The following is a 12,692-nucleotide window of genomic DNA, read 5'->3' as shown; positions in this document are numbered from 1 at the left end:
AGTTTCCGGTTTCACAACTTATGACTCGTTCAATATCTGCGCAGCATGGTCTTTGGTTTTCACCTTGTCAATAACACGTTCCACTTTTCCTTCCTCATCAATGATAAAGGTTTTCCGGTGAATACCGTCAAAAGTCCGGCCCATGAATTTTTTTGGTCCCCATACGCCGAAGGCTTCGATCACCTTTTTATCCTCGTCGGCCAGTAACGGAAAAGGAAAGTCGTATTTCTTTTTGAAATTGGATTGCCTTTTTTCAGAATCTGCGCTGATACCCAGGAGTTCATACCCCTTATCTTTCAATTCTTTAAAATTGTCTCTCAGGTTACAGGCTTCGGCCGTACACCCCGGTGTACTTGCTTTCGGATAAAAGAACACGATCCATTTTTTTCCGTGATAATCTGATGAGGAAACGGTATTCCCGTCCTGATCCTTCGCTGTAAATTCCGGTACTTTATCTCCTGCTTGCAATGTATTCATGATTGATAGGTTTTAGATGTTGTACGTTAGATTTCAGATTTGAGATGCGGATTATGATTTTGTGGCTGATCTTTATTAAACTGCATGCAGGTAACGGCCCGGATCAATTACCGAATGATCATATCTTCCGACTTCCCGGGAACACCTCACCTTACATTTTCACCACATTTTTCATTGGCCGTGAGCCGCCTGTCCGTATAACTTCGGGCATCAGGCTTCTAAGTTCGGACTTTTTTACATATTTTAGTCCGCCAAAAGTATGCAAAAATGACCAAAAGCCAAAAAGTGGCGTTCGTAATGGAAACGCTGGAAAAGATATATCCCGAAATCCCCATTCCTCTTGACCATAAAGACCCTTATACGCTTCTCATCGCCGTACTCCTGTCAGCACAGAGTACGGATGTTCGGGTCAACCAGATCACTCCTGTCCTCTTTGAAAAAGCCGACAACCCCTATGCCATGATAAAGCTTACTCAGGAGGAAATAAAAGAGATCATAAGGCCCGTAGGGCTTTCGCCCATGAAATCAAAGGGAATTTACGAACTGTCCCATATCCTCATCGACAAATATGACGGAGAAGTTCCTGCGGATATCAAGGCCCTAGAATCCCTGCCCGCCGTGGGACATAAAACAGCAAGTGTGGTCATGTCACAGGCTTTCGGCATTCCTGCCTTCCCGGTAGACACTCATATTCACAGGCTGATGTATCGCTGGGGACTGAGCAACGGAAAAAACGTTACCCAGACCGAAAAAGATGCCAAAAGACTGTTTCCGGAAGAAAAGTGGAATAAACTTCACCTGCAGATTATCTGGTACGGGAGGGAATATTCCCCGGCCCGGGGGTGGGACCTGGAGAAGGATATCATCACCAAAACGATAGGCAGAAAAACGGTTATTGACGACTATTACAAGGCAAAAAAGAAACCGTCTTCCGGAAAAGGACCCCATCCTGTTTGAACGGGATGATTTTTCCAAAAGACGGCCTCTCTTTTTTAAGATTTTTTCAGTTCAGCAGGGTTTCGAACTGCAACTCCTTGTAATCCACTACGCGAAGCGCCTTGGAGTAGTTGAGCAGGAAATTTACTGTTTCCTGTTTCGGTCCGATTTTTTTAAATTCTGCTGATTTCTTGGTGTAAAGGTTTGCCATGCCTCAATTTATTTTAGGGTTGTTACTTAACAACGCGACAAAACCTTTAATATTGCATTATTGATTTGTTAAAACTATGTTATTTTTCTCCACTATTTTCCGCAGGTTGATAATGGCATAACGCATTCTTCCCAAAGCTGTGTTGATACTCACCCCTGTGATCTCGGAGATTTCCTTAAAGCTCATATCTTTGTACATGCGCATCATCAGTACTTCCTGCTGGTCTTTCGGGAGTTCCTTGATCAGTTTCCGGACATCGCTTTCCACCTGATCCCTGATAATCTGCTTTTCGACATTGGGGCTGTTATCACTGATCACCGAAAAAATATTAAAATCATCACTGCCTTCGAATTTGGGCATACGTGTGTTTTTCCTGAAATGGTCGATAATAAGGTTATGGGCTATACGCATCACCCATGGCAGAAATTTTCCTTCTTCATTATAGGCTCCTTTTTTGAGGGTTTTGATAACCTTTATAAAAGTATCCTGAAAAATGTCTTCCGCAATATCCTTGTCGAACACCTTGGAAAATATAAAACTGTAAACTCTCTGGGAATGACGGTTAATGAGCAGCTCTAACGCATTTTCATCACCGGACAAATATTTTTCTACTAAAGCAGAATCCTGAAGAAGTCGCTCCATAATATCACTTTTTAATATCGAGATGATCGCATTTCCCGGGGGAAATGCCTTGTTATTTTTAAATACTTAAAAAGTAATTTTATGGTATAAGCGTTGCTTTTTTTAACGTTTTGCTGGCCAAATATAACAACATTACTTAAATATATGCAAATATTAAATGGTATTTTCTATAAAATTATAAATGCAGACTATGCCTGTCCGAAGACAATAAGCCGGAAAACAACTATCTGCAGGCTAATTGTACTTCAAAAAGTAAAACGTTTTTTTCAATTGCACCATTATCCGTTATCTTTGTATTTTCCTTATTTTAATCATGACGGATATAACGCTACTCAACCCGAAACAGAACATTCTGATCAAAGGGGCCAGGCTCCACAATCTGAAGAATATCAATGTTGCCATCCCCAGGAATAAAATGGTGGTTATTACCGGCCTTTCCGGCTCGGGGAAATCCAGCCTGGCTTTCGATACCCTCTATGCCGAAGGGCAACGCAGGTATGTGGAAAGCCTGTCTTCCTATGCCCGCCAGTTTCTGGGAAGGCTCGATAAGCCCAAGGTTGATTATATCCGGGGGATCGCCCCTGCCATAGCCATTGAACAGAAGGTCAACGCCACCAATCCCCGATCTACCGTAGGCACCACTACCGAAATTTATGACTACCTGAAACTACTGTACGCACGTATAGGCAGGACTTTCTCTCCTGTATCGGGCGAAGAGGTGAAAAAACACACCGTGACCGATGTGGTGGACTTTGTAAACAGCTATGAGCCGCGAACCAAATTATTGCTTATGGCCCCGGTACACATTCCGGACCATCGGAGTGCGCTGGAAAGTATCAAGATCCTTGCACAGCAGGGATATGCCCGTATAAAGTACAGGGGGGAAGTTGTCCGTATAGACGAAATAGACACCGAGATAGGTCACGATTTCCACCTGGTGGTAGACCGTATCATTACCAAACCGGGAGACGAAGACTTTGTAAACCGCCTGTCGGATGCCGTGGAAACCTCTTTCTTTGAAGGAAAAGGCGAATGTATTGTAGAAGAAATGCAATCGGGCAAACAAACCGCATTCAGCAACAAGTTTGAAAAGGACGGCATACAGTTCCTCGAACCCAATGTACACCTGTTCAGTTTTAACAATCCCTTCGGCGCCTGTCCGAAATGCGAAGGATACGGAGACATTATAGGTATAGACGAAGACCTGGTGATCCCCAATTCAGGCCTGTCAGTGTACGAAAATGCCATTTTCCCGTGGCGCGGTGAAAGCATGGGCTGGTATCGCGATCAACTGGTAAACAACGCCTATAAATTTGACTTTCCCATCCACAAGCCCTGGTTTGAGCTCACCGACGCACAAAAGCAGCTGGTATGGGACGGAAATTCCTATTTTAAAGGACTGAACGATTTTTTTGCCGAACTGGAGGAAAAGAACTATAAGATACAAAACCGGGTCATGCTCTCCAGGTACCGGGGCAAAACGAGGTGTACGGAATGCAAAGGCAGGAGATTGCGCAAAGAGGCCGATTATGTAAAAATAGACGGAAAAACCATATCGGACCTGGTAGAAATGCCGCTACACCGCCTTGCGGAGTGCTTCCGTAACATTAACCTTACGGAATACGAATACAAAGTGGCCGGACGACTGCTCAAGGAAGTCAACAACCGCCTCGGGTTCCTTTCCAATGTAGGACTGGAATACCTGACGCTCAACCGGAAGTCGAATTCCCTTTCCGGCGGAGAGTCGCAGCGTATCAATCTTGCTACCTCCCTCGGGAGCAGCCTAGTGGGCTCCATGTATATTCTGGACGAACCCAGTATTGGCCTGCATCCCAAGGACACGGAAAAACTCATTTCCGTACTCAAGTCACTCCGCGATCTCGGAAATACGGTCATTGTGGTGGAACATGACGAAGATATCATGAAAGCAGCAGATGCCATTATCGACATAGGCCCGGAAGCCGGTACACAGGGAGGACATGTGGTGGCTACGGGAAATTTTGAAGATATCCTCAAGGCCCGCACACTTACCGGGGATTACCTCAGCGGAAGAAAACAGATCGAGGTCCCCAAAAAGCGGAGAACCTCAAAAAATCACATCCGTATCCTGGGGGCACGGGAAAACAACCTCAAAAATATTGATGTCACCTTTCCCCTGGACGTACTTACCGTGGTTACCGGCGTATCGGGAAGCGGAAAGAGTTCACTCGTAAAGAAAATACTCTACCCCGTGGTCCTGAAAGCAACCGGGGGATATGGCGAAAAAGCGGGAAAATATACCGAAGTCACCGGTAAATACAGCAGTCTGAAATCGGTAGAATTCGTAAACCAGAACCCCATAGGGCGGTCTTCCAGATCAAACCCCGTTACCTATATAAAGGCCTATGACGATATACGGGCATTGTTCACCTCCCGGAAACTGTCGAAAATAAGAGGATACCAGCCCAAACATTTTTCATTTAATGTAGACGGCGGACGCTGTGAAACCTGTAAAGGCGAAGGTGAAGTCACCATAGAAATGCAGTTTATGGCCGATGTGGTACTGCCCTGTGAAACCTGTAAAGGAAAACGGTTTAAAAAAGAAATACTGGAAGTGACCTTCGAAGGCAAGAACATCAACGATGTCCTGAACCTCACCATAGATGACGCTATCACTTTCTTTAGTGAACACAAACAGAAAAAGATCATCGACAAGTTACAACCGTTACAGGATGTCGGCCTGGGCTATGTAACCCTGGGACAGTCTTCCTCCACCCTTTCGGGAGGCGAGGCGCAACGGATAAAACTGGCTTCCTTTCTCTCCAAGGGGAGCAATGGCGAAAAAGCCCTGTTCATTTTCGACGAGCCTACCACAGGATTGCACTTCCACGATATACAGAAACTGCTCAAATCCTTCAATGCCCTTATTGCCAAGGGGCATTCCGTAGTAGTCGTAGAGCACAATCTCGAACTTGTTAAATGTGCAGACCATATCATTGACCTGGGCCCCGAAGGCGGTGAAAAAGGCGGTACGGTCATCGCCGAAGGCACCCCCGAGGAAATTGCAAAAAGCGAAAAATCGTTTACCGCCCGTTACCTCAGGGAAAAACTGCCCCAGGGGGTTAATAAGCAACTATCTTAGGAAAGAGACACCTATACATATAGCCATAGCCCTGTTTCCCGCAAAAAACCTGTAAAGACGCACGGCCGTGCGTCTCTATCCATACAACATATTAACAGGAATTTAACTACCCGGGAATCTTTATTCATACAATTTGGCACACTCTTTGTCTTATACTAAAAACACCTTAAACGGTTAGTTAGTTTTTTTCATATTTTGGTTGGTTAGTTGTAGAACCCTGTACCAACGGCTTTTTGCCCGGTACAGGGTTTTATTTTGGAGTTCCGGGCCGTTTCTCAAAAGAAACGGGATCAGGCGCAAATGTACGGACTACAGGATATACGACGTATGCCCCTATGAATTATAGCCGGGCTTGCGAAAATACAGCATTTGCAGAAACAGGTATGCTCTTTTTAATTTCATTGCAGATAAACCATCCCAAGTCCTACCTCTTACACTCTTAAATCTTACATCTGATAACCTGACCCGGGGAAAGGTTTATATCGATTTCATCATTAAACCGGATTAAGCATTATTCCTTATCTGCATATACCCTTTCCTCTACCCGGCGGGATTTTCTCCCGGTCAAAAGCAGCAGTAAAAACGAGATCAGTGCCAGGACAAATGCCATCATCACCATCGGGAATACAGTTCCATCGTGAAAAACCCCCATTAATGCCGAAATTGCCGCTCCTGCCCCCATTTTAAAACTACCGTTCATGGCTGAAGCAGACCCCACATTACCCGATACGAAAGGTTCCAGCGAAAGGGCCGTGGCATTGGGGTTTATAAAGCCCAGCAAAAACAATATAAAAAACAAAAGCGTAGCAAAAACCGGGAGCGGAAGCTCAAAATTCCATACTCCGGCCAGCAAAAGTGATGTTACGATCAACTGGATGAATGAAGTCTTCCGGGTAAGCGCAATCAGGCTGTGGCGTTTTAACAAAAACCTGTTGAGCTGGCTCCCCGCAATAAATCCGCAGGCATTGAGCCCGAACATCCATCCGAAAGTTGTTTCCGAAACCCCGTATATCTTCATCAGAATAAACGGTATCCCGGAAATATAAGCGAACATAATGGCCATGGCAATACTGCCTGCCAGTCCGTATACCACAAAATCGGTATTACTGAGCACAACCAGATAATTCCGGGCAATTTTCCCGACCTTCAGGGACACCTCATGGTCTTCCCCTTTACTTTCTTCGAGAAAGAAATATATAATCACGATGAGCAATACTGCGATGACAAGGAGGAATACAAAAATGGAACGCCAGCCGAAATACTCGGTGAATACTCCGCCCAGCGTAGGCGCCACCACAGGCGCTACCCCCATGACCAGTAAAATGGAAGAAAAGGCCCGGGCGACTTCGTTGGCCGAAAAACGGTCCCGGATAATGGCACTGCACGCTACCATCCCCACACATCCCCCCAGGGCCAGCACGAGCCGCATCCCTATCAGCCACCATACGTCGGGAGACAATGCACAGCCTATTGCAGCTATGGCATAGATCACCAGTCCTATGAGCAATGGTTTTTTCCTCCCGAAACGGTCCATCAAAGGACCATAAGCAAGTTGTCCTACGGATATACCGATAAAATAGGTGGTAAGGGTCAGCGATACATGGGCATCATCCGTCTCCAGGTCTTTCGCAATGGCAGGAAACCCCGGAAGGTACATATCAATCGAAAAGGGCCCTATGGCAGCAATAAACCCCAATATAACAATGAGAACCTGTTGTTGTTTCTTCGTCATATCAAAATCTTAACTATGTGAATCGTGGAATTCGTAAAAGGAATGTGCAAAAGTACAGATAATAAGAACGGAGCAGGATAAAGAAGACCATCTTTAACATCTTCTTTGCATTTCATGACAAAAAGACGCTTAAATGCTGAACAATCCGGAACAGACATTTAGACAGGCATAAAAACGGGGCCGGTTTCCGGGTCAGAAAAACAGTTTTTCCATCCCGTTTTTAATTAATCCGCAAAGAACATTGATTTTTGTTCCCGCTATCCCCCGCTTTGCCGAAAAAAAGCTATTTTCGTCTTATGTCCCGTGATGAACGGGATAAAATACGTAAACCAAGCCATATACATACCTGTTATGAATACCCGTTACGCGCTTTATCTTATTTGTTGTCTTTTCATTTTCACCGCTTCCGTAACAGCCCAGGAACTGAAATCTCCTTCGGAATTCCTGGGGTATGCACCGGGATCGCGTTTCACCAGGCACCACCGTGTAATAGCGTATTACAGGCACCTGGCAGAAGCTGCTCCCGACAGGGTAAAACTGCAAACCTACGGAGCGACCCATGAACACAGGGAGCTTATAATGTGTTACATTTCCGCTCCCGAAAACATTTCCGGTCTGGAAACGATCAGGAAAGCCCATCTGGAATCTGTTCGAGGTAACAACAATAACGACAAAGCCATCGTATGGATGAGTTATAATGTTCACGGTAACGAAAGTGTGAGTACCGAAGCCTCCATGCAAACCGCATACGACCTCCTTACAGAAAAACAACAGTGGCTTGAAAACACCATAGTGATCATAGATCCCTGCGTGAATCCCGACGGGCGTGACCGCTACGTCAACTGGTACAACCAGTTCGCCAATTCACCCAATAACATCGACCCGGACAGCAAGGAACACCACGAGCCCTGGCTCAATGGCCGTCCAAATCACTATATGTTTGACCTCAACCGCGACTGGGCCTGGCTTACCCAGAAGGAAAGCAGGCAGCGGGTAAAGGTGTTTAACCAATGGCTCCCCCACGTGCATGTCGACTTCCACGAACAAAGCATAAATGCCCCCTATTACTTCGCCCCCGGTGCCGAGCCCCTTCACGAGGTTATCACCGACTGGCAAAAGGAATTCCAGGCCACCATAGGCAAGAACCACGCCCGGTATTTTGACGCCAACGGATGGTTTTACTTTACCAAGGAGGTCTTTGACCTGCTCTATCCCAGTTACGGCGACACCTATCCCATGTATAACGGCAGTATAGGAATGACCTATGAACAGGGCGGAAGCGGCAGGGCCGGTCTCGGGGTACTCACCGTTACCAGAGACACCCTGACCCTGAAAGACCGTCTGGACCATCACTACACCACCGGGATCTCTACCGTGGAAATAGCATCGCGCAATGCCGAAAAGCTGAATGAGGAATTCAGGAAGTTCTACACAAAAAAGGATTTTAAATACAAAAACTATGTCATGAGCGGCAACCCGGATCACACCAAAGCTCTCACCCGGTTGCTGGATAAACACCGGATAACATACCGTTTTGCCCGACAGGCAACGGTTAAAGGATACCATTACGCTACTGGGGAACAAGGCAGTCTGAAAACCTCCGAAGGCGATCTTGTTATTCCCGCCAACCAGGTTAAGGGTACCTTGGTGCAGGTGTTGTTCGAACCCACTACGCAGCTCAACGACTCTCTCACCTATGATATTACCGCATGGGCCCTCCCTTATGCCTACGGACTTCAAGCTGTAGCTACCCGAACAGAAACCATTCCGCTACTTGATGAAGAACAACCGGCGAAAGACACGCTTTCCGTTGCACCCGATCCCGAAGCATATGCCTATATCAGCGACTGGAACAGCATGAAAGATGCCCGTTTCCTCACCGCACTTATGAATGCAGGCATCCGGGTACGCTACAGTGAAAAGCCGTTTTCCGTTGCCGGAAAGGAATTTGAACGGGGCAGTCTTATTATCACACGCGGCGATAATTCCGCTCACAAGGGATTTGTACAACAGCTTTCGGACATTACAGAACAATACGAAAAGGAGATTATTGCAACCCCTACCGGATATGTCGACCAGGGCAGGGACTTCGGTTCCTCCTCCGTAAAAATGATCCCGGAGGTAAAAGCAGGGCTCTTATCCGGTAAACCTACCTCCACCCTGAATGTAGGTGAAATATGGCACTTTTTTGAACAGCAGCTTCAGTATCCCATAACCCTTCTTGATACCGATTACTTCAATTTCAGTCGTCTGTCCGGATATGATGTCCTGATACTTCCCGAGGGCAGTTACGGGGAATTTTTAGACGAAGAAAAGAAGGACCGGTTGAAAAACTGGGTAAAAAACGGCGGAAAACTGATCGTCATCGGCAATGCACTCCACGCTCTTAAAGACGACAAGGATTTTGGCCTTAAAGAGAAACAACAGGATACAACGAGCCTGAAAAAAAACACCACACCCTACACTACCTGGGAAAGGGAAAAACTCAAAGATAATATTACGGGCGCCATATACAAGGTGAACGTAGACCGTACCCATCCCCTGGCTTTCGGCTATCCTGACACGTATTTTTCCCTGAAGCGCGGCAACAATGCATTTCAGCTACTCGATGAAGGAAATGTAGCTTACCTGGGCGACCGCGGCGACCCCATTTCAGGCTTTGCAGGCAGCGAGGCCCGGAAAAAAATAGCCAACACCCTGGTCTACGGCGTACATAGACACGGTAAGGGAAATGTAATCTATATGGTAGATAATCCTCTGTTTCGTGGGTTCTGGGAAAACGGGAAACTGTTTTTTGTCAATGCCCTTTTTATGGTACATTAAAAGACTATTCTCTGGCCGGCAGACAAATAAATTCAAGCGGAGAGTGCTGACATTGCAGGCAATTTACTCAAATCCGACTAATTGTATCCTGTTATTTTGAAGATGCCTGAACACTCCTACAACTTTATCCCGGTTCTGAATGTTTTCATCCAATTCTTCACATAACTCCGCACAATCAATCTCTATCTGATTTAAAATTTTATAGTCCGAATCCGAATTTCCGGTAATAAAACTTTGTTGACCCGACTTTAAATAAACATTGAACACAGTTTCATCGTCAACCTTTTCCTTTGAAATGATTTCCTTTAACATATAATCATACGAACTGCCATCAGCAGGAGGATTATCAATACGTTCCACTGTTACAGAAAGATCGTAAATATATCCCGGTTCATAACTAAAACCTTCAATAGACGAATAAAAATTGCTCCAGTTATCTGTTCCTATATCTTCGCCCTCCTGTACCAGATAGGTCAGAAAAAGGCCTTCACCCGTACCTGTACCCCGATAATGATTTATTCGCATATCTGTGGTCCGGGGTTGACCGTCATCATTAGAACAACCCGATAAAAATATCAAAGCCACCATCGACAGGAGTAAAAAATTTTTCATGATATCCGTATTTATTATTAATGATGCGCTTTTTTTGTTGGGTTACGTCAAAAACTTATTAAACAAGGAACATTCCTGATCATGCCCATAAGGTTGTGGGCCATGTAAAAATTATTGTAACATGTTAATGCGGAAATGAAAAGGTATTGCAGGTTGCAGGTTACTTTCACTGTCTCTATAATGTCTTGTAGTCATAGGTCTTACATTTCATATCTAAAACCCAATTTTACTCCACAACCTTATGATCCCGATCCGACATTTCCTTGATATCAATAAAAAAGGCCCCGTTCCCGGAGCCTTTTTTCATGCGTTCTTACGCTTGCATTTTCTTAGCCTTTTTAGCCTCGCGCTTTTCCTTGAGCATTTCCATGATAGCGCCGCTTATCCAGTAAGGGATAGCAAAGGCCGTCAGGAACAGCATCAGCCAGAACCCCATAAGGGCAATGCCGGCGAATGCCAAAAAGCCTAAATACTGATCAAATTCAAACATAATTTCCGGAAATTTTCGAATTCCCAACAAAAGTATCGCTTTTCATTGAAATTCCGAAGACTTTTTCAAATTAAATGTAAAAACACCCCCTATAAAAACCTGAAAATCCCCGGCTATTACACGGCAAAATAGTAATTTTGTAAGCAGTGTTAAAATCTTAATAAACATCATGGAATACAGAATAGAAAAAGATACTATGGGAGAGGTAAGGGTCCCTGCCGACAAGCTTTGGGGAGCCCAGACCGAACGCTCGAGGAATAATTTTAAAATAGGGCCTTCTGCCTCCATGCCGCTGGAGATCATATACGGGTTTGCCTATCTCAAAAAGGCCGCGGCATATACCAACTGTGAACTGGGCGTACTGCCCGAAGAAAAAAGAGACCTTATTGCCAGGGCCTGTGATGAAATACTGGAGGGAAAACACGATGAACAGTTTCCCCTAGTGATATGGCAAACGGGCTCCGGAACACAGAGCAACATGAACACAAACGAGGTTATAGCGAACCGGGCACACCAGCTGGCGGGAAAAACAATTGGCGAAGGCGAAAAAACCCTGCAACCCAACGACGATGTCAATAAATCGCAGTCGTCCAATGATACTTTCCCTACCGGGATGCACATTGCCATTTACAAAAAGATCGTGGAAGTCACCATTCCCGGGGTCACACGACTGCGCGACACCCTGAAGAAAAAATCGGAGGCCCTGAAAGATGTGGTAAAAATAGGTCGTACCCACCTTATGGATGCTACCCCCCTTACCCTCGGACAGGAATTTTCGGGCTATGTTTCTCAACTGGACCACGGCCTTAAATCACTGAACAACAGCCTGGACCACCTGTCTGAACTCGCTTTGGGAGGAACTGCGGTAGGAACAGGGATCAATACCCCGGAGGGCTATGCCCAAAAAGTAGCGGAGTACATTGCAAAGTTCACCGAGCTCCCCTTCAGAACCGCAGAAAACAAGTTCGAGGCCCTGGCCGCACACGACGCCCTTGTGGAAACACATGCCGCATTGAAACAGCTTGCCGTTTCCCTTAATAAAATAGCCAATGATATCCGTCTTATGGCTTCCGGTCCGCGTTCCGGTATCGGAGAAATCCTTATCCCGGCCAATGAGCCCGGAAGTTCCATAATGCCCGGCAAGGTTAACCCGACCCAGTGCGAAGCCCTTACCATGGTATGCGCACAGGTTATAGGCAATGACGTAGCCGTATCCGTAGGGGGCACACAGGGACATTACGAACTGAACGTATTCAAACCCGTTATGGCCGCCAACCTGTTGCAGTCTGCCCAATTAATAGGGGATGCATGCGTAAGTTTCGACGAACACTGCGCTGCCGGTATTGAACCCAACCACACCAGGATAAAGGAACTATTGAACAACTCCCTGATGTTGGTTACCGCTCTCAATACGAAAATAGGTTATTACAAAGCCGCCGAAATAGCCAATACGGCACACAAAAACGGTACGACCCTCAAAGAAGAAGCGGTCAACCTCGGATACCTTACCGCCGAGGAGTTCGACGAATGGGTAAAACCGGAAGACATGGTAGGCTCATTAAAGTAAAAGATATACAAGTAAAGGCGCACGGCCGTGCGCCTCAACGGGCCGGAAACCATATACCTAAACGAGATTTCCCCGGGCCCC

At 45.9% G+C, this 12,692-nt stretch carries 10 protein-coding genes; 4 read left to right on the top strand and 6 right to left on the bottom strand.

Annotated features, from left to right (window positions below; all coding sequences use genetic code 11):
• Positions 1–18: 18 nt before the first annotated feature.
• Entirely contained in the window at positions 19–477 is a 459-nt protein-coding gene (bcp, locus tag LS482_RS18135) for a thioredoxin-dependent thiol peroxidase (RefSeq protein ID WP_233028927.1), read from the bottom strand.
• A 267-nt stretch (positions 478–744) separates the two neighbouring features.
• Between bcp and LS482_RS18130 the strand changes: the two genes are divergently transcribed.
• Complete coding sequence (locus LS482_RS18130; protein ID WP_233028926.1) at positions 745–1,434, top strand: endonuclease III domain-containing protein; 690 nt, start codon at positions 745–747, stop codon at positions 1,432–1,434.
• A 46-nt stretch (positions 1,435–1,480) separates the two neighbouring features.
• Here the strand turns inward: LS482_RS18130 and LS482_RS18125 are convergent, their stop codons facing one another.
• Both LS482_RS18125 and LS482_RS18120 read right to left on the bottom strand, forming a co-directional pair.
• On the bottom strand, positions 1,481–1,624 hold the full coding sequence (locus LS482_RS18125) for a hypothetical protein (protein WP_233028925.1): 144 nt from the start codon (positions 1,622–1,624) through the stop codon (positions 1,481–1,483).
• 57 nt (positions 1,625–1,681) lie between these two features.
• Positions 1,682–2,266, bottom strand: coding sequence for an RNA polymerase sigma factor (locus LS482_RS18120; protein ID WP_233028924.1), 585 nt, complete (start codon positions 2,264–2,266; stop codon positions 1,682–1,684).
• A gap of 313 nt (positions 2,267–2,579) precedes the next feature.
• Between LS482_RS18120 and uvrA the strand changes: the two genes are divergently transcribed.
• Positions 2,580–5,387 carry an excinuclease ABC subunit UvrA gene (gene uvrA, locus LS482_RS18115; protein ID WP_233028923.1) on the top strand — a complete coding sequence of 936 codons (2,808 nt, stop codon included), beginning with the start codon at positions 2,580–2,582 and terminating at the stop codon, positions 5,385–5,387.
• Between the two features lie 511 nt (positions 5,388–5,898).
• On the opposite strand, the gene LS482_RS18110 is transcribed toward uvrA, so the two are convergent.
• The gene (locus LS482_RS18110; protein ID WP_233028922.1) at positions 5,899–7,119 is read right to left on the bottom strand and encodes a multidrug effflux MFS transporter; all 1,221 of its coding nucleotides are present in this window, start codon (positions 7,117–7,119) and stop codon (positions 5,899–5,901) included.
• 351 nt (positions 7,120–7,470) lie between these two features.
• Here LS482_RS18110 and LS482_RS18105 point away from each other — a divergent pair, with 351 nt between their 5' ends.
• The gene (locus LS482_RS18105) at positions 7,471–9,942 is read left to right on the top strand and encodes a M14 metallopeptidase family protein (protein ID WP_233028921.1); all 2,472 of its coding nucleotides are present in this window, start codon (positions 7,471–7,473) and stop codon (positions 9,940–9,942) included.
• A gap of 63 nt (positions 9,943–10,005) precedes the next feature.
• Here the strand turns inward: LS482_RS18105 and LS482_RS18100 are convergent, their stop codons facing one another.
• Positions 10,006–10,554: a DUF4377 domain-containing protein gene (locus tag LS482_RS18100; RefSeq protein ID WP_233028920.1), complete on the bottom strand. Its 549-nt coding sequence runs from the start codon at positions 10,552–10,554 to the stop codon at positions 10,006–10,008.
• Between the two features lie 313 nt (positions 10,555–10,867).
• Positions 10,868–11,044 (bottom strand): hypothetical protein, encoded by a 177-nt coding sequence (locus LS482_RS18095; RefSeq protein WP_233028919.1) that lies wholly within the window; start codon positions 11,042–11,044, stop codon positions 10,868–10,870.
• A gap of 169 nt (positions 11,045–11,213) precedes the next feature.
• On the opposite strand from LS482_RS18095, the gene fumC reads away from it, so the two are divergent.
• Complete coding sequence (gene fumC, locus LS482_RS18090; RefSeq protein WP_233028918.1) at positions 11,214–12,611, top strand: class II fumarate hydratase; 1,398 nt, start codon at positions 11,214–11,216, stop codon at positions 12,609–12,611.
• Positions 12,612–12,692 lie beyond the last annotated feature (81 nt).

The organism is Sinomicrobium kalidii (assembly GCF_021183825.1).
In the GTDB taxonomy this organism is placed as follows: domain Bacteria; phylum Bacteroidota; class Bacteroidia; order Flavobacteriales; family Flavobacteriaceae; genus Sinomicrobium; species Sinomicrobium kalidii.
This window is presented reverse-complemented; position numbering and strand designations above follow the sequence as displayed.